Genomic DNA, 25,414 nt, shown 5'->3' on the forward strand with positions numbered 1-25,414 from the left:
TCTTCACTCTCTCGGGTCGGTGGGTTGGGTGTCCGGCTGCCAGGGCAGCAGCCGGCGGAGAAGCGCATCGACGGCGGCGTAGAGCGCCACAGCGAAGCCGGCCAGCAGCGCCAGCGCGGCGAACATCAGGTCGGTCTGCATGCGGGCGTTGGCGTGCAGCATCAGGTAGCCGAGCCCGGCGGAGGACCCGACCCATTCGCCGACGACGGCGCCGATCGGCGCCACCGCCGTCGCCACCCGCACCCCGGACGCGAAGGCGGGCAGGGCGGCCGGCAGGCGGATGCGGAACAGCGTGGCGGCGGGCGAGGCGCCCATGGTGCGGGCGAGGTCGATCCAGCCGGGCTCCGTCCGCCGCAGCCCGTCGAACAGCGACGCGGTGACCGGGAAATAGATGATCAGCGTCGCCATGGCGACCTTGGACGCCATGCCGTAGCCGAACCACAACACCAGCAGCGGGGCGAGCGCGAAGACCGGGATCGCCTGGCTCACCACCAGCACCGGCAGCAGCCAGCGCCGCGCCGCCGGCACTCCGGCCAGCGTCACCGCCGAGGCGCCGCCCAGCAGCACACCGAGCGCCAGCCCCATCAGGATCTCCGCCGCCGTGGTGGCGCCGTGCTGGAGCAGCAGTGCGGCATGACGCTGCATCGCCTCCGCCACCGCCGCCGGGCCGGGCAGGATGAAACGCGGCACGCCGGTCAGCCGCACCACGGCCTGCCACACGGCGAGCAGCACGGCCAGCGTGACCAGGGGGCGCAGCCACCTCATGCCGCAAGCCTCCGCAGCAGCTCGCCCTGGAGCGCCAGCACGGCGGGATCGTCGGGCGCCCGCGGGGTGTCGCCGGACAGGGCCAAGGGAGCGCCGATGGTGGCGGGGCGGCCGGTCATGACCAGCACCCGGTCGGCGATGCGCAGCGCCTCGAGCGGATCATGCGTCACCAGCAACACGGTACGCCCGGCGAGCAGCCCGGCCGCCAGATCCTGGAGTCGCAACCGCGTGATGGCGTCGAGCGCCGAGAAGGGCTCGTCCATCAGCACCAGCGGCCGGTCCTCCATCAGGGTGCGGGCCAGCGCCACCCGCTGCCGTTCCCCGCCGGACAGGGCCGCCGGGCGGGCGCCGGCACGGTCGCCCAGCCCGACGCGGCGCAGCAGCTCGGCCGCGCGCCCCACCACGGCGCCGTTGCGCGGCTCGCCACGCAACCGGGCGCCGAGCGTCACGTTGTCCAGGGCGGTGAGCCAGGGAAGCAGCAGGTCCTGCTGCGCCATGTAGGCGACACGGCCGGCAAGCGGCCGGCCATCATGGGCGGTCAGGCGCGTCGGCGGTTCGGGAACGGCGAGCCCGGCCAGCATGCGCAGCAGCGTGGTCTTGCCAACACCGCTGGGGCCGAGCAGGGCGGTGACGGTGCCGGCCGGCAGTTCGAGCGACAGGTTCTCGAACAGCGGCATCCCGCCGTGACCGAGGCGGGCGGATGTGACCGATACGGAAATAGGGGCCGGGGCGGGGGCCGCCGGTACGACATCGTGCATGGGTCACTGATCCCTACGCCGGTACGACCCGGATCAGGTTCCAGGGGTCGTCCCGTACGACAGGACCTCTCAGCCGGACATCGGCTCCCCCCAGTGATCGAGACGATGGTATGACAGTTCGGCGACCATCCGGCAAGCGTCCGGATGGTGGCGGGCGATGCCGCGCCTACTCCTCCCGCTTGGCCTGCTGCCAGAGCGCTTCCATCTCGTCCAGCGTGGCCCCTTCGGGTTTGCGCCCCTGGGCGGCGAGCAGCGCCTCGATGCGGTGGAAACGCCGTTCGAACTTGGCGTTGGTGCCGCGCAGCGCCCCCTCCGGATCGACCTGGAGGCGGCGGGCGAGGTTGACCAGCGCGAAGAGGAGGTCGCCCAGCTCGTCGGCGATGCGATCCTGGCCGGAGCCCGCGTCCATCTCCGCGCGCAGCTCGCCCACCTCCTCCTCGATCTTGTCGAGGATGTCGCGCGCGTCGGTCCAGTCGAAGCCGACGCGCGCCGCGCGGTTCTGGAGCTTGAGCGCGCGGGTGAGGGCAGGCAGGCCGGCGATGACGCCGTCGAGCGCGGAGGGCACGCGCTGCTCCTCGGCCGCCTTGGCGGCGCGCTCCGCGGCCTTGTGCTCCTCCCAGCGGGAGGTCTGCTGGCCGGCGGTCTTCACCTCGTCGTCGCCGAACACGTGCGGGTGGCGGCGGATCATCTTGTCGGCGATGACGCCGGCCACCTCCTCGAAATCGAAGCGACCCTCCTCGCGGGCGAACTGGGCGTAGTAGACGACCTGGAACAGCAGGTCGCCCAGCTCCTCGCGCAGCGAGTCCATGTCGCCCTTCTCGATGGCGTCGGCGACCTCGTACGCCTCCTCGATGGTGTGGGGGGCGATGGTGCGGTAGGTCTGCTCGAGGTCCCAGGGGCAGCCGCCGTCCGGATCGCGCAGGCGGGCCATGATGTCGAGCAGGCGGTCGATGTTGCGGGTCATGACGCTCCGGCCGGTCCTCGGGTGTCGGGACCCGCGACCATAGCCGAGCGGGCGGGGCAGGGGAAGGCAGGGTGGAAGGCGGGCGGGCCTGCCGATTCAGACCGCGACCGGGCGGGCGGGCGCCACACGGGGAAAGCCGATGATGAAGGTGGTGCCCTCGCCCGGCTGGCTCTGCACGGCGATGCTGCCGTTCAGTGTGCCGACGATCAGGTTGAACACGATGTGCAGGCCGAGCCCGCTGCCACCGGCACCGCGCTTGGTCGTGAAGAACGGATCGAAGATCCGTCCCTGGTCGGCGGCGGCGATGCCGTTGCCGTCGTCGGTGAATCGCAATTCGACCGTATCGGCATCGAACAGGCGCGCCCTGATCCGGATCGTCCCCGTCTTCCCGGCCTCGAAGGCGTGTTGCAGGGCGTTCATGACGAGGTTGGTCAGGACCTGGAACAGCGCCCCCGGATAGCCGTCGACTTCCAGCCCCTCGTCGCACTCCACGACGACCCTGTGCCCGGCGCGGCGCAGCCGCGGGCTCAGGCTGGTCAGCACCTCGGACAGGTAGGGTTTGAGCTCGAAGACGCGGCGGTCGGCGGTGGTCTGGTCCACCGCCACCTGCTTGAAGCTCTGGATCAGCATGACCGCGCGGTTGGCGTTGGACAACACCAGCCGGCTGGCCTCGTCGGCCGTGGTCATGAACTCCTCGAAGTCGCTGCGCGCCAGCGTGCCCGCCTGGAACTGGCGGCGGAGGCCGGCGACCTGGTCGGCCAGGATGGAGGCGGCGGTGACCGTGATGCCGATGGGGGTGTTGATCTCGTGCGCGATGCCGGCCACAAGGCCGCCCAGCGACGCCAGCTTCTCCGCCTGGATCAGGCTGTCCTGCGCGTCGCGGAGCTGCTGCAGCGCGCGCTCCGCCTCGGCGCGGCGGCGGACCAGCTCCTGGTTGACGGTGCTGAGCTGCTCCTGGAGCCGGTCGCCCAGCCGCATCATCCGGCGCTGCTCGCGCAGGCTCTTGCGGTAGGCGTCGAGAAGCTCGGAATAGGCGGCGCGCGCCTCGTCCGAGCCGAAATCCAGATCGCGGAGCGCGGCCTCGGCCCGCCCCGCCATACGCTCCTCGTTGTCGAACAGCGTGAAGGTCATGACGTGACGGCGGTCGGGATCACGTTGAAGCGCACGAACCGCACATCCTCGGCGAACTCCTCCCCGAACTCCTTCATGGTGTCGTCGTCGGCGGCGTGGAACCAGTTGACGATGACCTGATTGCCGGCCTGTGCCGCGTCGTCGAGCATCAGGAACAGGTTCATCAGGGCCTTGGCCGACGAGCTGTTGAAGTAGTTGAGGGCGATGCGCACGGTGACGCAGCGCTGGTCCAGCGCCTTCAGAATCTCGTCGAGTGTCGACAGCACCGGGCCGTAGAAGGCCGCCCCGTCCTCCGGAAAGGACGCGCCGCTGATGCTCAGCGAGCAGGCGTCCGGGTCGAACTGGATCTCCGGCGAGCGGTCGGTCGGCGCGCGGCTGATGTCGTGGATGTTCATGGTGGTCGCGTCCTTCACACGAAGGCCTTGAGGCAGAAGAATGCCATGTCGTTGCTGACCGGCTTGACGTCGTACTGGATCGGGCCGGCGGCCCTGCGGGCGATCTCGATCAACCCGATGCTGGCGCCCTTGCTGTCGGCGTCCGGAGCATTTCTGAGCCTTTCCTTGTAGTAAGCCTTCAGGGAGTCGTGATCGAGGCTGTTGATGTGGTCGAGCCGCTGCCGGAGCTTCGGCACCTCGGTCGCCTGTACCATGTTGGCACCGGCGACGAAGAAGCGGCCCTGCTGGTCGCGCCCGATGGTGATCACACCGTTCGAAAGCTGGCCGCGGTTCTCCTCGGCGCCCGTCGCGCGGTCGGCCGAATAGCGGATGATGTTCTGGACCTGCTCGATGAAGATCGAGAACACGCGCTTGGTCGTGTTGGTGTCGGCGGCATCGAGTTCCATCTTCTGTTTGATCGCCTCGCCCAGCCCGACCACCAGCTTTTCGGACATGTAGCCGCAGTAGGAGAAGATGATGCCCTGCTCGTCGAGCATGTTTCTGAACGCGTGATACGTGTCAGCCATCATCAGCAACTCCGAATTGCTTAACGACCAAACGATCTGGGTGCTAAATATTGCGAATTGCGCGCAACAATCAACCTTAACACGATTCCAGAGGTGCTTTCACCGCATTTCCAGCTGGAAGCGTCGGCTCCTTCCACTTGTTGGATGGACGGGGACGGAAACCGATCAGCGTTATGTCGTCGAGACGGGGCATCGCTCCCTGGTAATCGGCAAGGGCCCCGAGCACCGCCGCGGACCGTTCGGTGACGTCGCCCGGGGCCGAAGCCAGAACGTTGCGCAGGCGGCGCCGGCCGAAGGCGATGCCGCGCGCCGCGCCCAACTGGTCCGTCAGTCCGTCGGTGTACAGCCAGACCTCCATCCCGGGCGTGAGCGGCAGGGAATGGTTGGTGAAGCCCGCCCCGATATCGACGCTGCGGTAGCCGATGCTCTTGCGGTCGCCACGGATCTCGTGCCAGGTGCCCCATTCGCTGACCACGATCGACAGCCGCGCCCCCGCGAAGGTCAACGTCCCGTCGATGGTCGAGACGTGGCATACAGCGGCATCCAGCCCGTCCTCCGACAGCGGGTTGCCGCCGGCCTGATGCAGCGCGCGTTTGACCAGCCGGTGCAGGTCGGCCAGCGCCGACGCGGGGTCCTTCAGGCGGTTCTCCTGGCGCAGCCGGTCCAGCGCGCCCGCCACGATGATCGTCATGAAAGCGCCCGGAACGCCATGGCCGGTGCAGTCCGCCAGCACCAGCGTGTAGCCGTCCGGCGTCTCGTGCCACCAGTAGAAGTCGCCACCGACCACGTCGCGCGGCTCCCACCGCACCGACAGCCCTTCCACATGGCGTGCCAGCGTGTCGAACTGCGGCAGCAGCGAGCGCTGGATGCGGGCGGCGTAGGCGATGCTCTCCATGATCTGACGGTTCAGCTGCCGGACCGTCTCCGTCTCCTGACGCAGCTGCTCGGTCCGCTCGACGACCGTGTCCTCGATCGTCTCGTACATGCGGCGCAGGTCAGTCATCATCTGGTTGAAGGTGCTGGTGAAGATGCCGATCTCGTCGTGCCGGGTCACCGGCACCGTCTGGTCGAGGTCGCCCGCGGCCACCGCGCGGGCCGCGGCGGTCAGCCGGCGCAGCGGCGTGGCGATGGTGCGCGCCATGACGATCGCGGTGACGACCGCCACGCCGAGGATCGCGCCGGTGATGAGGAGGAGCACGTCGAGCTGCCGCCGCACCGGGGCCAGCGCCTCGGCGGCGTCGATCTTCACCACCATGCCGCCGCTGAAGGACGGCAGGTAGCGCCAGGCCGCCACCACCCGGCGCCCGCGGTAATCCTGGACGATGCCGTAGCCGCGCCGGCCGTGCGCTGCTTCGACCAGAGCGCTTCCACGCTCGCTGCCGCGCGGGACGATGCGGCGGAACGGCGCGTCCGGGTCGTTGCGCAGCGGTGCCACGATGGTGACTCCTCCCGGTGTCGCCGTCCCCACCACCGTTTCCCCGGTGTGGCCGAGCCCGGTGTAGTCGGCGACGAGATTGTAGAAGTCGACGTTGCTCATCTGCACCGCCACCACGCCGATCACGATCCCGTTGTACAGGACGGGGGATGCCAGGAAGGCCGCCGCCTCCTGTGTCGTGGGGTGCTGGGCGAACTCCGACATCTCGGTGCCCATCAACGTCTTCGCGCGGTCGAACACCTTGGCCAGTTCGGTGCCGGCGTAGGGGCCGGTGTAGTAGTTGGTTCCCAGGTCCGGCCCATGCCGGACCGAGAACACCACGTCGCCGGAGTCGGTGATCAGGAACAGGTCCGTGAAGGCCGCCACGTCGATGAAGCGGGCGAGGGTGGGGCGGTGACGGCGTTCGATGTCGCGATAGGGCGGGGTGTCGATGCCATTGGTCTCCGCGGCGTAGCGCATGTCGGTCAGGGCGCGCACGATCTCGGGTTGGCGCGCCAGCACGGTGACGGCGCGCTGGCGTTCGACCACATACGTCTCGATCTGGCTGGCGCGCGCGTCGCCCAACGCCACGAGGTTGGCCTCGACCGCGCGGGTCATGGCGTCCTCGGTGATGGAGTAGCTGACGGCCAGCAAGGTGGCCACCGGCAGCAGCCCGATCAGGAGGAAGGCGGCCAGCAGCCGACCGGCGACGGTCGGCGCGAAGCGCGTCAGGGCAGGCCGGTGGGAAAGCGGGGTCATGGTCACGACCGCCGGATGGGGTCGGGGGCGCTCCAACGGCCGCCCCATCCCGACTGCATGCGCGCGATGAGTTGGTCCCAATCGTCCCTGGTGCGGTGGGTGGGGTAGGGCACCGGGCGGACCGGCTTGTCGGAGTTCCACATGACGTCGACCTGGCCGTTCGGCCGGATGCGCCCGATGCGCACCGCCTTCCAGCAATGCTGGGTTTCCGGATCGACGTAGATGACGCCGCCGGGAGCGGCGTAACTCTGATTCTTCACCGTGTCGCGGACGGCACGGACGGCCTCGGTCCCCGCCTGCTCCACCGCCTGGGCCCACAGATGCACCCCGGAGAAGGCCGCTTGCATCGGGTCGCCGACCGCGCGGTTGGCCCCGAAGCGCGCCTGGAACTGCTGGACGAAGCGGCGGTTCTCCGGATTGTCGATGCTCTGGAAATAGTTGAGCGCGATGTAGTCGCCAGCCACGAGGGACCGGTCCATCGCCTGGATCTCGTTTTCCGTCAGCGCGAAGGACAGCGTCGGCATGGTCGCCGCGCCGACGCCGGCGGCGCGCAGCGCGCTGAAGAAGGCGATGTTGCTGTCACCCTCCACCATGTTCAGGATGACCGCCGGCTGAGTGCCGACGACGCGGCGGACGATGGTGCGGAAGTCCGTGTCGCCCAGCGGCGCGTACTCCTCGCCGACCACCACGCCGCCGAGAGCCGCGACCTGGTCCATGATGATGGCGGCGGCCGTGCGAGCGTACACCTCGTCCGACCCGACCAGGAAGAAGCTGGTCCCCAGATGGTCCATCGCCCATTTGACCGCCGGCAGGATCTGCTGGTTCGGCGCGGCGCCCGTGTGGATCACGGCCGGCGACATCTCCAGCCCCTCGTAACCGACGGGGTAGAAGAGCAGGTGGTTCTGCTGCTCCAGGACCGGCAGCGTGGTGCGGCGGCTGGCGGATGTCCAGCAGCCGAAGATGACCGACACCTTGTCGCGCAGGATCAGCCGCTCGGCCTCCCGGGCGAAGATGTCGGGAACGGATGCGCCGTCGGCGACGACCGGTACGATCGTCCGGCCGCCCAGAAGGCCGCCGGCGGCGTTGATCGCGTCCACACCGAGCAGGGTCGCGTCCGCCACCGCGCGCTCGCTGATCGCCATGGTGCCGGTCAGCGAATGGAGCACACCGACGCGGATCGGCGCACGTTCACTGGTGCCGCCGAGTGCCGCCCAAACGGCTGCACCGCCGGAGAGACCGGCCGCAAGGAGGGCGAGTGCGCGGCGGCGGAGCATGGACGGGCAGGCGATCCGGTGACTGGAGCGGAACGATCATCAGCCAAGGCGGGTCATTTTACAACCCGCAGCGTGCCGCAGGCCCGTGACACTATCGGAATGACGCTCGCCATACGCCAGCTACAACGCGCCAAGAGTCATATAAGCAAGATTATGGAAAATAAAGCCACCGGCGGAGCAGGGCGCCCGTGCTCAGGCGTCCGGCAGCTCGATGACCAGCCCGTCATAGGCCGGCTCGACGCCCGCCGGCAGCTTCCGGCGCAGCGAGGCGTAATCCATGGTGTGGTTCATGTGCGTGAGGTACGCTCGCTTCGGACGCACCCGGTCGATCCAGGACAGCGTCAGCGGCAAGTGCGCGTGCACGGAATGCTCCGGCGCCTCGCGGACGCAGTCCACGACCCAGACATCAACACCGGCGAGCGCTTCGAACGCGTCCTCGTCCAGCCGCACGACGTCGGTCGAATAGGCGAAGCTCCCGAACCGGTAGCCCAGCGTCCGGGAATAGCCGTGGTCCTGAAGGAACGGCCGCACGGGCAGGCCGGCCACCTCGAACGGCCCGTCCACCCTGTGCGGGATCAGCACCGGCCGGTAGACCGGCGCACCCTGTGGCAGCGGCTCGAAGCAATAGCCGAAGCGGCGGTTCAGCTCCTCCAGATGCTCGGGCAAGCCGTACGCGTCCAGCCCATGGCCCATCATCCGGCAGATCTCGCGCAGCTCGTCGATGCCGTGCGAATGGTCGGCGTGCTGGTGCGTCCACAGCACCGCGTCGAGCCGACGCACGTCCGCGGTCAGAAGCTGTTCGCGTAGGTCCGGCGTGGTGTCGACCAGCACGGCGGCCCTGCCCTGCTCCACCAGCACCGACGGCCGCAGCCGGCGGTTCCTGGGCTCGGCCGGGTCGCAGTCGCCCCAGTTGTTGCCAACCACCGGAACGCCAGCCGACCCGCCGCAGCCCAGGACCGTGACGCGCATCGCCGGTCAGGCCGCCAAAGCCGGCGGCGGAACCGCGCGGTCGAACAGCCGGAAGAAATTGTCGGTCGTCCGCCGCGCCAGTTCGCCCGCGTCCACCCCCTTGACCGCGGCGACGACGGCCGCGGTGTGGGCGACGTAGGACGGCTCGTTGCGCTTGCCGCGGAACGGCAGCGGCGCCAGGAACGGCGCGTCCGTCTCCACCAGGATGCGGTCGAGCGGCACGTCGGCGACGATGCCCCTCAGGTCCTCCGACTTCTTGAAGGTCACGATCCCCGACAGCGACAGGTACAGGCCGAATTCCACCGCCTGTTCAGCCAGTTGCCGCCCGGAGCTGAAGCAGTGCAGCAACCCCTTCAGCGCGCTGCCGGAGGCTTCCTCGCGGATGATCCGCATGGTGTCCTCGTCGGCGTCGCGGGTGTGGACGATCAGCGGCAGGCCGGTTTCCAGGCAGGCACGGATGTGCCGGCGGAAGCTCTCCTGCTGCGCCTCGCGCGGGCTGCGGTCGTAGAAGTAATCGAGCCCGGTCTCGCCCAGCCCGATCACCTTGGGGTGGCGGGACAGGGCGACCAGCCGCTCCTCCGTCGCCTCGGCCAGCTCCTCGCCGGCGTTGTGCGGGTGGACGCCCAGCGTGCACAGCACGTCGTCGTAGCGCTCGGCGATCCGGCGGACCTGGTCGAACCGCGAGAGGTGGGTGCAGATGGTGACCATCCGCACCACGCCCGCGGCGCGGGCGCGCTCCACCGTGGCGTCCAGATCCTCGGCGTAGTCGGGGAAATCGAGGTGGCAGTGGCTGTCAACGAGCATGGATCAGGTCTTCGGTTCTTCGACGTAGCGCGGGAACACGCCCTGCGGGGCCGGCAGGGCCGTGCCGGGGACCAGCGCCCCACCCTGCCCCAGCCGGTCGAAGCCGCGGGCGTCCGGCCCCAGCGCCAACTGGTCGAGGATGCGGGACGACGCGGCCGGCATCACCGGCTGGGTCAGGATGGCGAGGTGGCGGATGGTCTCGGCCAGCACGTACAGCACGGTCGCCATGCGCGCGGGATCGGTCTTCTTGAGCGCCCAGGGGGCCTGTTCGTCCACATAGCGGTTGGCGTCGCCGACCACGGCCCACACCGCGTCCAGCGCCTTGTGGAAGGCCTGCACCCCGATCTCCGCCCGCAGCGTGCCCAGCAGAGCGCGGGCGCGGCCCAGCAGCGCCTCGTCGGCCTCGGTGAAGGGACCGGGCTGCGGCACCTGGGCGCCGCAATTCTTGCCGATCATCGACAGCACCCGCTGCACGAGGTTGCCGTAGTCGTTCGCCAGCTCCGAATTGATCCGCCGCACCATGGCGGCGTGCGAGAAGTCGCCGTCGTTGCCGAAGGGCACCTCGCGCAGCAGGAAATAGCGGGTCTGGTCGAGCCCGTAGGTCTTCACCAGCGTCTCCGGGGCGATGACGTTGCCCAGGGACTTGGACATCTTCTGGCCTTCGATCGTCCACCAGCCGTGCGCGAACACGCGCTTGGGCGGCTGGAGCCCGGCGGCCATCAGAAAAGCCGGCCAGTAGACGGCGTGGAAGCGCAGGATGTCCTTGCCCACCATGTGCAGGTCGGCCGGCCAGTATTTGGCGAACTCGCCGCCCTCCGTCTGCGGGTAGCCGACGGCGGTGATGTAGTTGGTCAGCGCGTCCAGCCACACATACATGATGTGGGCGTCGTCGCCGGGAACCGGGATGCCCCATTTGAAGGTGGTGCGGCTGACCGACAGGTCCTGCAGCCCGCCCTTCACGAAGGCGACCACCTCGTTGCGCTTGCCGGGCGGCAGGATGAAGTCGGGGTTGGCGTCGTAGAAGGCGAGCAGCCGGTCCTGCCAGGCCGACAGGCGGAAGAAGTAGGACGGCTCCTCCACCCACTCGCACTCGGCCCCGGTGGGGGCGATCTTCTTCCCGTTCGGGCCGTCGCGCAGCTCGTCCGTCCCGTAGAAGGCCTCGTCGCGCACGGAATACCAGCCGGCGTAGGACCCGAGATAGATGTCACCCGCCTCCACCAGCCGCGTCCACAGCGCCTGCACGGAGGCCACATGGCGCGGCTCGGTCGTGCGGATGAAATCGTCGTTGGAGTAGTCCATCACCCCGACAAGGTCGCGGAAATTCTGCGACACCCGGTCGGTGAAGGCCTGCGGATCGACACCGGCGGCCTGCGCCGACTTCTCCACCTTCTGCCCATGCTCGTCGGTGCCGGTGAGGAACTTGACGTCGTAACCGTCCAGACGCATGAAGCGGGCGAGCACGTCGCAGGCGAGCGTCGTGTAGGCGTGGCCGATGTGCGGCACGTCGTTCACGTAATAGATGGGCGTGGTCAGGTAGTAGGTCTTCGACCCGGCCATAATGGGTGCTCTCCCCGGACTGCGACGGGCGGCGCGACGCCGCTCCCCTCAATGATCAAGTGGCCGCGGCCTCCAGCGTCAGCAAGGCGTTCAGCACCACCTGCTTCCGGTCGAGATTGGCCGATTCCGCGCGCGCGAACAGGCGCTGGACCTTTTCCCACACCTCAACCCAGCGATCAAGGCCGCGCGCCCCGGCCAGCCGTGCCATCAGCGCCACCTCCCCCGGTACCACCTCCGCCGGCCACACGCCGCGGGCCAGCGCGCGGGCGAAGCGGGCGAGCCACCAGACCAGCAGTTCCGTCGCCGTCTCGAACAGCCCGTCGTCCTGCTTGCGCGTCAGCCCGTCGGCGAAGGCGTGGGCGGCGGGTATGTCGAGCCGCGGCAGGCCGGACAGCAGCCCGACCATCTGCCGGTAGAGGTCGAGCCCGCCGGCGTCGGCCAGCGCCATCGCCCGGCCGACGCTGCCCTCCGCCAGCCGCGCCAGCGCCGGGCGCGCGTCCTCCGGCAACTCGGGGCGGTAGCGGCCGAGCAGATCCACCACCGTCTCCTCCGACAGCGGCGCCAGGGTCAGCTTGCGGCAGCGGGAGCGGATGGTGGGCAGCATGCCGCCCGGGTTGTCACTGACCAGCAGCAGCAGGGCCCCAGGCGGCGGCTCCTCCAGAATCTTCAAAACGGCGTTCAAGCCACTGGCGTTCATGCGGTCGGCGCCGTCGATCACCGCCACCCTCCAGCCACCCTCCGCGGCCGTGCGATGCAGGAAGGGGGCGATCTTCCGCACATCGTCCACGGCGATGTCGCGCTTCAACCGGTCGCGCTTCTCGTCCCTCTGGCGTTCCACCGTCAGCAGATCCGCGTGCCCCGCGGAGGAGACGCGACGGAAAACCGGGGCGGCGGGGTCGGTGCGCAGACTCGTCGGCGGCGCGGCCGCGCCGAACAACCCGGCGTCCCGCGCATCGGCGGCCCCCTGCGTCAGCACGAAGCGGGCGAAACGGAAGGCCAGCGTCGCCTTGCCGATGCCGGGCGGCCCGCCGATCAGCCAAGCGTGCGGCAGCCGGCCGGAGTTCCAGGCGTCCAACAGCGTCCGCTCCGCCTCGCCGTGTCCGACGAGGTCGGGGTTGCGACGCGGGGCGGCGGGGTCTTCGGGCGCAGAAGGCTCGGGCTGGCGGGGTTGCCTGCCTACCGGGGGCATGGCGGTCGTGGCGTGTCGTTCATCACGGCACTTTGGCCCATCGTCCGCCAGGGGTCAAACGGCACCGGGGGCGGCAGAAATGACCGGGTACTGGAACGATGCTTCCCGATCCAGGGGTCGATTCGGTTGCGCCGCCGCGGCAGATGGCTTGCACGGCAAGGCCTCCGTCACTGGTCCACGGATTGCAGTTGGCCGCACAATCAAGCGATTGGGGGACGATCATGCTGCACTTCGCCAACGTCACGGTCGCCAGACTGTCGCCGGAGCAGATGCAGTCGATCCAGCGGGTCGCATCGATGGCGGAGGTGAACCGTCCGGCCGCCGCATCTTCGGCATACCGGCAGACCGCCACCGCACCGGACGCGGGTGCACCGCGGCGCGCCACCGACACCGTATCCGTGACCCCGCTCCTTCTGGACATGGACCGGGACCATCTGGCGGCTTTCAGCGCGCTTGGAGAAAAGACGCGCAACCGCCTGATCGAGCTGCACAATGAGGGGACGATCACCACCCACACCGTGGAAAGCGCGCTCGATCTGGCGCTCACCGACGTGCGGCAGCGACGCTACACCGAGGACCGCCAGGCGACGCTGACCGACGACGAGAAGGCGGAGCTCGTCGCCATCGACAAGCGGCGGAACGAGCCGCGCCTGCGCACCTGGGAGGAGACCTACGCCGACATGGTCCGCGAGCGGGAAATCCAGCTGAACATCAAGGTACCGGACGCGGTGAAGGCAACCGGCGGCCTTCCGATGCCGCTCGGCCATCCCGGCGTCCAGGTGGCCACCGGCTCCGACATGATCGAGAACCAGAAGCTGCGGGACCTCGGCGTGAACATCGGCCGCGAGCCCGGATTCGAACAGCGCCTCATGGAGAAGCTGCGCGCCGGCGAGATCGCCCAAGTCGGCCGCGTCGATTAATTCGGCTTTGACTGTATCCTAATCCGGCGGAAGGTTGGTCAATCTCGACTGAACGTCGGTATGACATAGTACTGATCATCAATCCTGTAGGCCGGATGAGTGAATGTGCATCCGCCTGGAAAATCTTTGAGATCGACGATGTATGGCGCAATCTTGAAAAGTTTCGTCAGAAGCAACCTTGCCTCGTAGCAGCCTGGGTCGCGTGTCAGGACGTAAGTGGGGTAGTTTTCCCATGTCAGCAGCAGGAATGTCCAATTGTGCTCCACCACGAAGCGATTGACCGCTTCCACAACTCCGAAGCCCCAATGCGTGGCTGTCATGTTGTTGGTATAATCATGTCCGATTATGAAGCCATTTTCTTTTATCTTCGGTGAGTAGTCGCAGAGGTCCCGGTAGGCTCCTTCATAAGTGTGAATGCCGTCGATATAAACCCAGTCAAGTTGCTTGTCGCTGAAGCGCCCAACGGCGTCGCTGGAATAAGCTCGGTGAACACAGATTTTTCCTGCGGCGATTTCGGCCGAGAAGTTCAGAAGAATTTTGTTGTAACGCTGGGTGTGACCGGTCTCGCTGACATTGTTTGGGTCGTCCAGGTAGTCGTCGCGATTTTGATGCTCCCAAGGATCGATCAGATGAAGCTTGTGAGGATTGACGACATCCAGAATGAGCCGCGAAAATTCGCCCTTCGCCACACCGATTTCAGCCACTTCTCCGCCGGGTGGGAGCATCGTGAGAAGGTCATTGCGGGTCAAGGAAGCAAGCAGCACAATCGTGCCTCAGTCGCAGTTCATCTGTGTTTGTAGAATACGTGCAGAGACAACCCTTGTGCAACTGGACGACACCCCTGAGCGGCGGCTTGTCCAACACATCCCCTAGCGGGGTGGTAGGAGGCGTTCGACCACCGAGACAACGGCAGCCTGCACCGCATCCTCCGTCCCTCGCGCGTCGACCACCACGCAGCGCCCCGGCTCCCGCGCGGCGATGTCGAGGAAACCGGCGCGCAGCCGCTCGTGGAAGGCCCGGTCCATCCGCTCGTACCGGTCCTCGGCTCCCGGCCGTGACGCGGCGCGGGCCAGTCCTTCCTCCACCGGAAGATCAAGGATGACCGTCAGGTCCGGGGCGAAGTCGCCGAGCGCCAGACGCTGCAGCGACCCGATCGTCTCGCGCCCGAGCCCCAGCCCATAGCCCTGATAGGCCATGGTGCTGTCGTAGAAGCGGTCGCACAGCACCCATTGGCCGGCGTCGAGCGCCGGCCACACCGTGCGCTCCAGATGGTCGCGGCGGGCGGCGGTGTGCAACAGCGCTTCGGTCATCGCCCCCCAGCGGCCGGGCTCGCCATCCACCAGCAGGCGGCGGATCTCCTCCGCCCCCGGCGAGCCGCCGGGTTCCCGCGTGGTCACCGGATCGATGCCGCGGGCCTCCAGCGTTTCGGCAAGACGGCGGAGCTGGGTGCTCTTCCCGGCCCCTTCCCCGCCCTCCAGCGTGACGAAGCGCCCGCGCGTCACGATCCGGTTCCGAGCACGAGATACTTGGCCGCCGCGAAGATGCGCCCGAAGACGCCGAGCTTCTCCACGTCGGTGGCGGCAACCACCGGGACCTCCTTGGTGGGAAAGCCAGGTCCGCTGATGACCAGCTTGCCCACGCGGTCGCCCTTCCTGATGGGCGCCGGCACCGGCGACTCGGTGACCAGCGACACCTTCATGTTCGGCCGGTCGGCCCGCGCCAGCGTGACCTTCAGATCACTGGCGACAGTGACCGGCACCTTGTCCGAAGCACCGAGCCACGTGTCCACCTGCTCGATGGTATCGCCGGCCTTGAACAGCGCGTAGGTGTCGAATTCGCGGAAACCCCACTCGATGAGGCGCGCCGACTCGTCGGCGCGGGCCTGCATGCTGGGCAGCCCGTTGACCACCAGGATCAGCCGCCGCCCGTCACGCTCGGCCGACGCGGTCAGCCCGTAGCCGGCGGCGTCGGTGTGTCCGGTCTTCATGCCGTCGACGCCGATGTTGCGGTAGAGCAGCGGGTTGCGGTTGCCCTGCTTGATGCCGTGGTAGGTGAACTCCCGCATCGAATAGTAGTGGTAGTATTGCGGGTAATCCTCGATCAGGTGCTCCGCCAGGATCGAGAGATCGCGGGCGGTCATGTAATGGTTAGGGTCGGGCCAGCCGGTGGAGTTGACGAGATTGGTGCCGGTCAGCCCGAGTTCCTTGGCGCGCTGGTTCATCCGCTCGGCGAAGGCGGGCTCGGACCCGGCCAATCCTTCGGCCAGCACGATGCAGGCATCGTTGCCGGACTGGATGATCACGCCCTTGATCAGATCATCGACCTTGATGACGTTGTTCAGCTCCACAAACATCTTCGAGCCCTGCATGCGCCACGCCCGCTCGCTGACCGGAAGCGTGTGGTCGAGCGACAGGCGCCCCTCCTTCAGAGCCTCGAAGACCATGTACATGGTCATGATCTTGCTCATCGAGGACGGCGGCATGCGCTGGTCGGCGTTCTTCTCGAACAGCACGGTGTGGGTCGTCTGGTCGATCAGGATCGCCTGGCGGGCGATGGTGTCGAGCGAGGCGGCCGACGCGCGCGCGGTGACGCTGGTCGCGGCCAGTGCGGCCACCAGCACGACGGCAAGGCGGTTCCGGGCAGCGGGCATGGTGGTGTCCTTCGTGATGCTCAGCAACGACGGGGGCTCCCGAGGGGGTGATACAGGAATCGGACCTTCACCCCGTTCAGTCCACAACGATTTTGGCTTCCGTGAGGCCGGATTGGAGAATCTGGGTCAGCACGCCGTCGGCGCGCTCCACATCGGCCAGCGGGCCGACGCGCACGCGGTAGAAGCGCTGCCCGTTGACCACCGCCGGCGCCACTTGCGCGCTGCCGAAGGGTGACACGCGGCCGCGCACCTTGTTGGCGTTCTCCTGAACCGTGAAGGCACCGGCCTGGACATAGATGTTGCCCCTGCGGCGCACGGGCGTATCGACCACCACCGGCGACGGCAGGAAGCGGCCCCCCACCTCCGCCCCGGCGACCGTGGTCGGCGGCGGAACTGGCGCGTTGACGGCGGAGACGGCGGGCGGCGGTGCGGCGGTGGCGGTCGCGACCTCGACACGGGCACGCGGTGCCGGCCGAGGGGCCGGCCCCTCGGTTTCGGCCAGGATGGTCGCGGGGGTGTTGCGACGGGCGGCGGCGGCGAGCTGGCGGCTCTCCTCCGCCATGATCTGCACCCGCACCTTGGCCGTTCCCGTCCCCTCGAAACTCAGCAGCTGCGCGCCGCGCCGCGACAGGTCGATGACGCGGCCGGGCTTGAAGGGGCCACGGTCGTTGATGCGCACCACGACGGAGCGGCCGTTGTCCAGGTTGGTGACCCGCACCATGCTGGGCATGGGCAGCGTCTTGTGGGCGGCGGTCATCTCGTTCTCGTCGTAGGGCTCACCGTTGGCCGTGGCCTTGGTGTGGAAGCCCGGCCCGTACCAGGACGCGATGCCCGTCTCGTCGTAGGCGTAATCCTCCGCCGGGTAGTACCAGACGCCGTTCACCTGATAGGGCTTGCCGACTTTGTAGATGCCGCTGCGCGGCAACCCGCCGTCCCCGGATGGTGGCTGCTGCGCGCAGGCCAGCAGCGACAGCGCACCCGCCAGAACGATGGCCGCCCGCATTCCCTGCCCGCACCGCATGCACGTACCTCTCAAGATGTGGTGGCGGCACTCTACTAAAGACACGAACGAACCGCCAATGCCGCAGGCAGCCCCCGCGGCGGCGGTCGGAAAAAGGTTACTCCGCGCCCGGAAACAGGCCTGGGGTGCGGTCCATCAGCCGGTAGGCGGCCAGCCCGATCCACTCCCGGACAGCCGCGGTGACCAGCACCAGCGTCCGCTCCACCTCGAATCCCGCGTAGGGGGCGGCGGCGTCGAAGCTCCGGTAATCGACGGGGTACGGGATCACCGGCCAGCCGATCCGGCGGAAGATGCCGACCGAGCGCGGCATGTGCAGGGCCGAAGTGACGAGGAGCCACACCTCCCCCGGCTCCGGCTTCACCAGATCGCGGCTGAACAGCGCGTTCTCCCAGGTGTTGCGCGACTCGGTCTCGAACAGCACGCGGCCCGTATCGAAGCCGATCTGCCCGAACACCGCCCGCACCACCGCGTCCTCCTTGGCGTCGGGATGCCGCAGCAGGCCCGATCCGCCGGAGGACACCAGCCGGGCGTCCGGATAGCGCCGCGCCAGTTCAACGAAGGCCAGGATTCGCTCGGTCGATTGGTTCACCGACGGCTCGCCCCTGCTGGCGGCCATCATCGGGTCCACCGCCCCACCGAGCATGATGATGCCGTCCACCCGATCCGGCAGCGCCGGGCGGGCGAACCGTTCCTCCAGCGGGCGGGCCGCCCAGTCCCCCACGGGGGTGACGAGAAGCATCGCGAAGGCGACCGCCGCGGCGGCGACCAGCCACCGCCCCAGCCGCCGGAGCCGGTTGCCGGCGAAGAGCAGCACGGCGCCCACGGCCAGCAGAAGCGCCAGCAGGTTACCCGGCATCACCAGCGACCAGAGTATCTTCGACAAGGCAAAGGACAAGGCGCTTTCCCTCGGTGCGTTGGCTGCAACAATGCCGTCACAAATCCGAAATGGAACGGACGTCAAGTTAGTATTTGCTGCGCCGGTAACGCTCCGGCCGGCGTCGCCGGAACGCGCGGTCTCGGACTGTCCTGGCGAACGGTGAACGATCCATGGTGTCGAACCTTAACATCGGAACGCGCATCGGCGCGCTGGTCGTCGCCGCACTGCTGACCATTGGCTTGCTGGGCGGCGTGGTGGTGACGGGCGCCCAACGCGTCTTCACGGCGACCGCGGCGCTGGAGCAGTACCGCCAGCTCTACGAGCGCACCGCGGGTGTCGAGCGCCGTGCCAGCCGCCTGCGCTTCCAGGCACTGCGCTTCGTGAGCGAGCGCGACACCGGGGCCGCCGGGCAGTTCGACCGCAACCGCGCCGAAATCGCCGGCCTGCTGACGGAGATCGCCGACACCGCCGGTGCGCTGGTGCAAAGCTCCGATCTGGAGGCGGTGACCGCCGGCCTCGCGTCGCTGAAGGAGCGGTTCGATGCCGTGGTCAAGGGGGCGACGGTCCTCGGCCTGACCGACGATGATGGTCTGCGCGGCGCGCTGCGCGGATCGGCACGCGCCATCGAGGACGAGCTGAAGCAGTGGCCCAACGCCGACAAGCTGATCAGCCGCATGGAATCCATGCGGAAGATGGAGAAGGACTTCATCATCTACAACGACGAGTCCCTCCTGTCCGGGCACCGCAAGGCGTTCAACGAGTTCTCCTTCTTCCTGTCCGACTCCGGTCTGGACATGGCGACCCAGACGAAGCTGGAGAAGATGGCCCGCGGCTACCGCTCGGAGCTCGGGAAATTCGTGGAGGCCACCAAGGCCTTCCGGGCCGATGTTCAATCCTTTACCGAGGAATTCCAGGCGCTCGGGCCCCGGTTCGAGGCGCTTCTGGAACAAGGCACCGCGGGCATGGTCACCGCAGTGGAGACCCAGAACAGCGTGCGCGACGAGGTGGTCCACAGCATTCTCGTGGCCGGTGCGGTGCTGCTGCCGCTGTTCCTGACGATCAGCCTGTTCGTGGCGCGCAGCATCACCGGGCCGCTGCGGCGGATCGAGGGGGTGATGGAACGGCTCGCCTCCGGCGACCGGGCGGCGGTGGTCCCCGGCACCGACCGGCGGGACGAGATCGGCGCGATGGCCCGCGCCGTCCAGGTGTTCAAGGACAATCTTCAGAAGACGCACGAGCTGGAAGTCGAGGCGCGCGAGGCCGAGCGCCGTGCCGAGGAGGAGCGCAAGACCGCCCTGCGCGCGGTCGCCCAGGACTTCGACCATGCCTTCGGCCGCGTGCTGAACACCGTCGGCAGCGCCGCCGAGCAGATCCGCGCCGGCGCCTACATCCTGCGCGACACCGCCGACAAGATCCGCGAGCAGGCCATGGACACCGCCCACAAGGCCGAGCAGACGGCGGAGGTGGTGGGCATCGTGAACACCGTGTCGCAGACGCTGACCGGCTCCATCGGCGACATCGGCGAACGCGTGAACGACGCCGGCACCGCCGTGCAACGCGCCGTGGCCCACGCCCGCGGCAGCGACGTCGCCGTGCAGGCCCTGACCGAAAGCTCCCAGCGCATCGGCGAGATCGTGGACCTGATCAACCGCATCGCCGCACAGACCAACCTGCTGGCCCTGAACGCGACCATCGAGGCGGCCCGCGCCGGCAACGCGGGCAAGGGCTTCGCCGTCGTGGCGTCGGAGGTGAAGACGCTGGCCAACCAGACGGCGGCGGCGACGCACGAGATTTCCGGCCAGGTGGTCGCCATCCAGACCGCCACCGGCGACGTGGTGGACGCCATCCGCTCCATCCGCTCCACCATCGAGGAGGTGGACGGCCTGTCGCGCGAGGTCTCCACCGCCGTCGGCCGGCAGCTCGAACAGACGCGCGAGATCGTCAACGCAGTCGGACGCGCGTCGGACAACTCGCAGGAGGTGTCCGACAGCGTCAGCACGATGGCGATCACCTCGGCCGAGACCGGCAAGGCCGCCCTGGAAATGATCTACTCCGCCGCCCAGCTCTCCGAGGAGTTCAAGCAGCTTGAGGCGGACGCCGATCGCTTCGTTCAGTCGATCAGCGTGTGAGCAGCCGGCCGACGCGCCGGGGGCTCACGCCCCCAGCATCGCCAGCGCGGCACGCAGCTTGTCGCGGGCCTGTTTGGCCGCGTCCAGCCGCTCCCGCTGCTCCTCGATGACCTCCTCCGGGGCCTTGGCGACGAACTGTTCGTTGCCCAGCTTGGCCTCGGTCTTAGTGATCTCGCCGTCGAGCTTCTGGATTTCCTTGGTCAGGCGGGCGCGTTCCTTCGCCAGATCGACGATCCCCTCAAGCGGCAGGATCAGCGTCGTCTCGCCCAGCACCGCCTGCACCGCGCTCTTGGGCACGGCTCCCTCCAGCGGCGCGACGGACTCGAGCCGGGCCATGCGCAGGATCAGGTCGCGATGGGTGTCGAGACGGCGCAGCGTCTCCGGCCCCGCGTCCTTCAGCAGCAGCGCGATCTGGGCCGACGGCGGCACGTTCATCTCCGAACGCATGGAGCGGACCGACGAGATCAGCCGCACCACCCAGTTCATCTCGTCGCGCGCCGCCGGGTCCTGAAGGGCGGCGCCATGCTCCGGCCAGTCGGCGGAGATCAGCTTGCCCGTGCGCTCGGCGGACAGCTGCTCCCACAGCTCCTCGGTGATGAAGGGCATCAGCGGGTGCAGCAGGTGCAGGATCTCGTCCAGGACCCAGGCCGTGGTGGCCCGCGTCTCCGCCTGCGCGGCCTCGTCGGTGCCGTTCAGGATGGGCTTGGTGAACTCCAGGTACCAGTCGCAGAAGGTGCCCCAGGTGAACTGGTAGAGCGCCCCCGCCGCCTCGTTGAACTTGTAGGCGTCGATGGCCTCGGCCACCTTGCCGGCGGTCTCCGCCAGCTCGCCGACGATCCAGCGGTTGACGGTCTGGGTCAGGCCGGTGGGGGCGAATCCCGCCACCGGAACGCAGCCGTTCATCTGGCAGTAACGGGCGGCGTTCCACAGCTTCGTCGCGAAGTTGCGGTAGCCTTCGACCCGGTTCACCGCCAGCTTGATGTCGCGCCCCTGCGCCGCCATGGCCGCGAGCGTGAAGCGCAGCGCGTCGGTGCCGTACTCGTTGATCAGGTCCAGCGGGTCGATGATGTTGCCCTTCGACTTCGACATCTTCTGCCCGCGCTCGTCGCGCACCAGGGCGTGGATGTAGACGGTGCGGAACGGCACGTCACCCATGAAGTGCAGACCCATCATCATCATCCGGGCGACCCAGAAGAAGATGATGTCGAATCCGGTGACCAGCACGTCGGACGGGTAGTAGCGCGCCAGCTCCGGCGTCTCCTCCGGCCAGCCCAACGTCGAGAAGGGCCAGAGGGCCGACGAGAACCAGGTGTCCAGCACGTCGGCGTCGCGGGTCAGCGCCACATCCTCGCCGAACCTGGCGCGGGCGGCGGCGTGCGCAGCCTCCTCCGTCTCCTCGACGAAGACGCTGCCGTCTGGCGCGTACCAGGCGGGGATCTGATGGCCCCACCAGATCTGGCGGCTGATGCACCAGGGCTGGATGTTGCGCATCCACTCGAAATAGGTGTTCTCCCAGCTCCTGGGCACGAACACCGTGCGCCCGGTCTCCACCGCCTCGATGGCGGGCTTGGCGAGGGTGGCGGCGTCCACATACCACTGGTCGGTCAGCCAGGGCTCGATCGCCACGCCGGAACGGTCGCCGTGCGGCACCATGTGGGTGTGCGGCTCGATCTTCTCCACGAGCTCAAGCGCTTCCAGGTCCGCCACCACACGCTTGCGCGCTTCGTAGCGGTCGAGGCCGCGGTAGGGCTCCGGCACGTTCTCGTTCAGCCGGGCGTCGCGGTCCATGATGTTGATGGCCGCAACCCCTGCCCGCTTGCCGACCTCGAAGTCGTTGAAGTCGTGGGCGGGGGTGATCTTCACGGCACCCGATCCGGTCTCCGGATCGGCATACTCGTCGCCGACGATGGGTATCAGGCGGCCGACCAGCGGCAGCACCACGTTGCGGCCGATCAGGTCCTTGTACCGCTCATCCTCCGGATGCACGGCGACGGCGGTGTCGCCCAGCATCGTCTCCGGCCGGGTGGTCGCCACGACGATGAAGCGGTCGGGCTCGCCCTCCAGCGGGTAGCGGAAGTGCCAGAGGTTGCCCTTGATCTCCCGCTGCTCGACCTCCAGGTCGGAGATCGCGGTGTGCATCTTGGGGTCCCAGTTGACCAGCCGCTTGTCGCGGTAGATCAGCCCCTGCCGGTGCAGGTCCACGAACACCTTGCGGACGGCGCGGTTGAGACCCTCGTCCATGGTGAAGCGCTCGCGCGCCCAGTCGGGCGAGGCGCCGAGCCGGCGGAGCTGGCGGGTGATGGTGCCGCCCGATTCGGCCTTCCACTCCCACACCTTGTCGATGAAGCGGTCGCGGCCGAGATCGTGGCGGGCGACGCCCTCCTTCGCCAGATTGCGCTCCACCACCATCTGGGTGGCGATGCCGGCGTGGTCGGTGCCCGGCTGCCACAGCGCGTCGCGGCCGCGCATGCGGTTGTAGCGGACCAGCACATCCTGCAGCGTGAAGGTCAGGGCATGGCCCATGTGCAGGCTGCCGGTGACGTTCGGCGGCGGCATCATGATGGTGTAGGGAACCGCGTTCGACCGTACGTCGGCCGTGAAGGCGCCGGCCTCTTCCCACAGACGGTAATGCTTCTCCTCGACCTCGGCCGGCCGGTACGTCTTTTCCAACATCACATCGGGCTTTCGTTCAACTCAGCAAGCGCTTGCTAGTGTTAAAATTTCCGGTTCTGGCGCATCATGCGATCGATCTCCTGCTGGACCAGCCGCTCCACAACGGTGGGAAGGTTCTCGTCCAGCCACTCCTTCAGGAGCGGACGCAGCAACTCGCGCACCACATCCTCGACCGTGCGGATGCCGATCGGCATCGGGCCGATCGACAGGTCGTCGCCCAACTGGCGCGCCAGATGCGTGAAGTGCTGCGACGCCACGTCTGCGGTGTGGCGGGAGATCAGGCCGTCGTCGAAACCGCGCGCCCGCTGGCGGGGCCGCGGCGGCGGATCGTCGTCCTCCAGATCCTCGAAGGAGGGCATGCTCCGTCGCGGCGGCGGCGGAGGTGGCGGAGGAGGCGGCATGAACGGGTCCGGCTCCGGCTCGGCAAGCGGCTCGGGAAAGGCCGGTTGCTGCGCCGCCCGCCACGGGTCGAAGTCGTCGTCGTTCCCGTCATCGACATCCACCACGGACCCGTCGTCCTGGACCATCTGGGTCAGTTCCAGGACATCATCGTCCTCCTCCTCGTCCCGCATCATCATCGGGGGAGGCGGCGGCGGAGGCGGAGGAGCCGCCATCGGCGGCGGGGGTGGTGGCGGAGGCGGTGGCGCCGCGGCGGCTTCCGGCTTGCCGCCCGCGTCACCATCCTCCGAAATGATTCGCCGGATGGAGGCGAGAATCTCCTCCATCGACGGCTCTTGCTGACCTTTGTCACTCATCGTGGCAAACCCGGAACACTGACCCGCAGGCCGACACTAGGGCAGGCGTGCCGGAAAAGCCACCCGGCGGAGCCGCGCCGGTACCTGCCCATCGGCTCACTTCGGGATTCCCGTGCCGATCCACTTGTCGCGCACCTGGTCGTAATTGGCGCTGGCGTCGTAATACTCGACCGACAGCCCGAGCTGCCGCGCGGTGAGCTGGCCGATGGCGGACAGGATGGTGAAGGCCGCCACCTGCTCGTTGCGCTGCGCGCGGACGAGATTGACGCGGGCGTTCAGCAGCTCCTGCTCCTGGTCAAGCACGTCGAGAACCGTGCGGGATCCCACCTGCGCCTCCTGTCGGACGCCTTCCAGCGCGATGCGGGAGGCGTTGATCTGCGACTGGAACGATTCGACGTTGGCGCGCGCGGTCTGCAGGGACTGCCAAGCGCTGACCGCCGACTCGGTCACCTGCTGGCGGGTGTCGTCGATCTGGATGCGGTACTGGTTCGCCGTCTGTTTGGCCTCACGGGTCAACGACTCCGGCAGGCCCGCCTGGTAGAGCGGAATCACCACCTGGGCGGTGATCTGCAGGCTGTCGGTGCGGTCCAGATCGATGCCGCTGCTGCGGCCCGGATCGTAGGTGCGCGACGCGCTGAGACCCAGACTGGCGGACGGCAGCAGCCGGCCGTACTGCTGGTCGATGGTGTGGCGCTGCGCCGCCTCGTTGAAGCTGGCGGAGAGCACGTTCGGGTTGTTGGCGCGCGCCAGCTCGACCAGATCGTCGAGGTTGGACGGCAGCCGGAACTTCGGCCGCGGCGCCTTCAGCTCGCCCGGACGGGCACCGACCACGCGCTCGTAGGTGGCGCGCGACGCCTGGAGCGTGCCGTCCGCCTGGATGCGTGACGCGACGGCGCCGGCCAAGCGTGACTCGGACTGGGCGACGTCGGTGCGGGTGTATTCACCGACGCGGAAGCGGTCGCGCGACGCATCGAGCTGGCGCCGCAGCACCTGCTCGTTGTTGACCGACAGCGCCAGCACCGCCTGGTTCTGCACCACGTCCAGATAGGCGGTGGCGGCGTTCAGCAGCACCTGCTGCTCCGACGCCAGCAGGGTCGCCCGTTGCGCCTGCACCAGACTTTCCGCCCGCCTGACCGCCGGGGTGACGGTGGCGTCGTAGAGCGGCTGCGAGAGCGAGCCGGAGACGGCCTTGGCGTTGTTCTGCGACCCGGATTCGATACCAGGCGCCGTGCTGTTGCCGGCCGAGCGCGTGACACCCGCGGTCACGCGCGCCGTCGGCCGGTAACCGGCCAGCGCCTGCGGCACGGATTCGTCCACGGCCCGCAGCCGGGCACGCTGGGCGGCCAAGCTGGGGTTGGTCTGGTAGGCCTGGGCCAGCGCCTGTTCCAGCGTCTGCGCCGAGGCGCCGCCCACCGGCACCAGGGCAGCGGCACCCAGGACCAGCGCGGTCGCCAGAAGCCGGCGCGCGAAGGGGCTCATTCGACTCATCTCAATAGGTCCTCATGTCCGGATCGATCCGCCGCGCCCAGGCATCGATACCCCCGCTCAGATTGGTTGCCTGGTCGAAGCCCTGTTCGCGCAGCCACATCATGACCTGCGCGCTACGCCCCCCATGATGACACATCACCACCACGGGCTTGTCCCTGGGAAGTTCCGCGACGTGGCCGGGAAGCATGCGCATGGGAATCGGCAAGCTCCCCTCGACGGACACCAGATCCGTCTCCCACGGTTCGCGGACATCCAGAAGCACGTGGTCCTCACCGGCCCGCCGCATAGCGTCCAGCCGTTCGACCTCGATCTCCATCGGCACGGACATGGTCCCCCGCCTTCCCCTATTTATGGTT

At 68.4% G+C, this 25,414-nt stretch carries 23 protein-coding genes and 1 riboswitch; of the genes, 2 read left to right on the forward strand and 21 right to left on the reverse strand.

The genetic code is table 11. The annotated features are described in order from the left end of the window. Window positions 1-3: 3 nt before the first annotated feature. The 12 genes from HL658_RS05800 to HL658_RS05855 form a co-directional block, all read right to left on the reverse strand. Window positions 4-765, reverse strand: coding sequence for an ABC transporter permease (locus HL658_RS05800; protein ID WP_180280987.1), 762 nt, complete (start codon window positions 763-765; stop codon window positions 4-6). Further along, window positions 762-1,442 carry an ABC transporter ATP-binding protein gene (locus HL658_RS05805; RefSeq protein ID WP_246337335.1) on the reverse strand — a complete coding sequence of 227 codons (681 nt, stop codon included), beginning with the start codon at window positions 1,440-1,442 and terminating at the stop codon, window positions 762-764. The genes HL658_RS05800 and HL658_RS05805 overlap by 4 nt, the downstream gene beginning before the upstream one ends. 73 nt (window positions 1,443-1,515) lie before the next feature. Further along, window positions 1,516-1,624: riboswitch (TPP riboswitch) on the reverse strand. A gap of 65 nt (window positions 1,625-1,689) precedes the next feature. Continuing rightward, the gene (gene mazG / locus HL658_RS05810; RefSeq protein ID WP_180280989.1) at window positions 1,690-2,487 is read right to left on the reverse strand and encodes a nucleoside triphosphate pyrophosphohydrolase; all 798 of its coding nucleotides are present in this window, start codon (window positions 2,485-2,487) and stop codon (window positions 1,690-1,692) included. 96 nt (window positions 2,488-2,583) lie between these two features. Then, a complete protein-coding gene (locus HL658_RS05815) occupies window positions 2,584-3,618 on the reverse strand; it encodes a sensor histidine kinase (RefSeq protein ID WP_180280990.1) in 1,035 nt (344 codons plus the stop codon). Beyond that, complete coding sequence (locus HL658_RS05820) at window positions 3,615-4,013, reverse strand: DUF1987 domain-containing protein (RefSeq protein ID WP_180280991.1); 399 nt, start codon at window positions 4,011-4,013, stop codon at window positions 3,615-3,617. The genes HL658_RS05815 and HL658_RS05820 overlap by 4 nt, the downstream gene beginning before the upstream one ends. Window positions 4,014-4,027: 14 nt before the next feature. Continuing rightward, window positions 4,028-4,582 carry a SiaB family protein kinase gene (locus HL658_RS05825; protein ID WP_180280992.1) on the reverse strand — a complete coding sequence of 185 codons (555 nt, stop codon included), beginning with the start codon at window positions 4,580-4,582 and terminating at the stop codon, window positions 4,028-4,030. A 73-nt stretch (window positions 4,583-4,655) separates the two neighbouring features. Then, window positions 4,656-6,752, reverse strand: a complete 2,097-nt coding sequence (locus HL658_RS05830; RefSeq protein WP_180280993.1) for a SpoIIE family protein phosphatase — start codon at window positions 6,750-6,752, stop codon at window positions 4,656-4,658. A gap of 2 nt (window positions 6,753-6,754) precedes the next feature. After that, window positions 6,755-8,026, reverse strand: coding sequence for an urea ABC transporter substrate-binding protein (locus tag HL658_RS05835; protein ID WP_180280994.1), 1,272 nt, complete (start codon window positions 8,024-8,026; stop codon window positions 6,755-6,757). 192 nt (window positions 8,027-8,218) lie between these two features. Further along, complete coding sequence (locus tag HL658_RS05840; RefSeq protein ID WP_180280995.1) at window positions 8,219-8,995, reverse strand: MBL fold metallo-hydrolase; 777 nt, start codon at window positions 8,993-8,995, stop codon at window positions 8,219-8,221. Window positions 8,996-9,001: 6 nt separating this feature from the next. Further along, window positions 9,002-9,799, reverse strand: a complete 798-nt coding sequence (locus HL658_RS05845; RefSeq protein WP_180280996.1) for a TatD family hydrolase — start codon at window positions 9,797-9,799, stop codon at window positions 9,002-9,004. 3 nt (window positions 9,800-9,802) lie between these two features. Next, window positions 9,803-11,356 carry a methionine--tRNA ligase gene (gene metG, locus HL658_RS05850; protein WP_180280997.1) on the reverse strand — a complete coding sequence of 518 codons (1,554 nt, stop codon included), beginning with the start codon at window positions 11,354-11,356 and terminating at the stop codon, window positions 9,803-9,805. Window positions 11,357-11,411: 55 nt separating this feature from the next. Continuing rightward, entirely contained in the window at window positions 11,412-12,545 is a 1,134-nt protein-coding gene (locus tag HL658_RS05855; protein ID WP_180280998.1) for a DNA polymerase III subunit delta', read from the reverse strand. 221 nt (window positions 12,546-12,766) lie between these two features. On the opposite strand from HL658_RS05855, the gene HL658_RS05860 reads away from it, so the two are divergent. Continuing rightward, window positions 12,767-13,465, forward strand: coding sequence for a type 1 glutamine amidotransferase family protein (locus tag HL658_RS05860; RefSeq protein ID WP_180280999.1), 699 nt, complete (start codon window positions 12,767-12,769; stop codon window positions 13,463-13,465). Between the two features lie 38 nt (window positions 13,466-13,503). On the opposite strand, the gene HL658_RS05865 is transcribed toward HL658_RS05860, so the two are convergent. From HL658_RS05865 to HL658_RS05885, 5 genes are all read right to left on the reverse strand, one after another. Beyond that, window positions 13,504-14,229 carry a class I SAM-dependent methyltransferase gene (locus tag HL658_RS05865; protein WP_180281000.1) on the reverse strand — a complete coding sequence of 242 codons (726 nt, stop codon included), beginning with the start codon at window positions 14,227-14,229 and terminating at the stop codon, window positions 13,504-13,506. Between the two features lie 105 nt (window positions 14,230-14,334). After that, window positions 14,335-14,967, reverse strand: a complete 633-nt coding sequence (gene tmk, locus HL658_RS05870) for a dTMP kinase (RefSeq protein ID WP_180281001.1) — start codon at window positions 14,965-14,967, stop codon at window positions 14,335-14,337. Further along, complete coding sequence (locus tag HL658_RS05875; protein ID WP_180281282.1) at window positions 14,964-16,115, reverse strand: D-alanyl-D-alanine carboxypeptidase family protein; 1,152 nt, start codon at window positions 16,113-16,115, stop codon at window positions 14,964-14,966. The genes tmk and HL658_RS05875 overlap by 4 nt, the downstream gene beginning before the upstream one ends. A 76-nt stretch (window positions 16,116-16,191) precedes the next feature. Beyond that, window positions 16,192-17,118 (reverse strand): septal ring lytic transglycosylase RlpA family protein, encoded by a 927-nt coding sequence (locus tag HL658_RS05880; RefSeq protein ID WP_180281002.1) that lies wholly within the window; start codon window positions 17,116-17,118, stop codon window positions 16,192-16,194. Between the two features lie 115 nt (window positions 17,119-17,233). Continuing rightward, entirely contained in the window at window positions 17,234-18,031 is a 798-nt protein-coding gene (locus HL658_RS05885; protein WP_246337337.1) for a YdcF family protein, read from the reverse strand. A 152-nt stretch (window positions 18,032-18,183) separates the two neighbouring features. On the opposite strand from HL658_RS05885, the gene HL658_RS05890 reads away from it, so the two are divergent. Then, window positions 18,184-20,142, forward strand: coding sequence for a methyl-accepting chemotaxis protein (locus HL658_RS05890; protein WP_180281003.1), 1,959 nt, complete (start codon window positions 18,184-18,186; stop codon window positions 20,140-20,142). 24 nt (window positions 20,143-20,166) lie between these two features. On the opposite strand, the gene HL658_RS05895 is transcribed toward HL658_RS05890, so the two are convergent. The 4 genes from HL658_RS05895 to HL658_RS05910 form a co-directional block, all read right to left on the reverse strand. Beyond that, a complete protein-coding gene (locus tag HL658_RS05895; RefSeq protein ID WP_180281004.1) occupies window positions 20,167-22,815 on the reverse strand; it encodes a valine--tRNA ligase in 2,649 nt (882 codons plus the stop codon). A gap of 41 nt (window positions 22,816-22,856) precedes the next feature. Beyond that, window positions 22,857-23,570 (reverse strand): DUF2497 domain-containing protein, encoded by a 714-nt coding sequence (locus HL658_RS05900; RefSeq protein ID WP_180281005.1) that lies wholly within the window; start codon window positions 23,568-23,570, stop codon window positions 22,857-22,859. A 96-nt stretch (window positions 23,571-23,666) separates the two neighbouring features. Then, window positions 23,667-25,049: a TolC family outer membrane protein gene (locus HL658_RS05905; RefSeq protein ID WP_246337338.1), complete on the reverse strand. Its 1,383-nt coding sequence runs from the start codon at window positions 25,047-25,049 to the stop codon at window positions 23,667-23,669. A 10-nt stretch (window positions 25,050-25,059) separates the two neighbouring features. Beyond that, the gene (locus HL658_RS05910) at window positions 25,060-25,386 is read right to left on the reverse strand and encodes a rhodanese-like domain-containing protein (RefSeq protein WP_180281007.1); all 327 of its coding nucleotides are present in this window, start codon (window positions 25,384-25,386) and stop codon (window positions 25,060-25,062) included. Window positions 25,387-25,414 lie beyond the last annotated feature (28 nt).

Source organism: Azospirillum oleiclasticum (assembly GCF_013423485.1).
GTDB classification, from domain to species: domain Bacteria; phylum Pseudomonadota; class Alphaproteobacteria; order Azospirillales; family Azospirillaceae; genus Azospirillum; species Azospirillum oleiclasticum.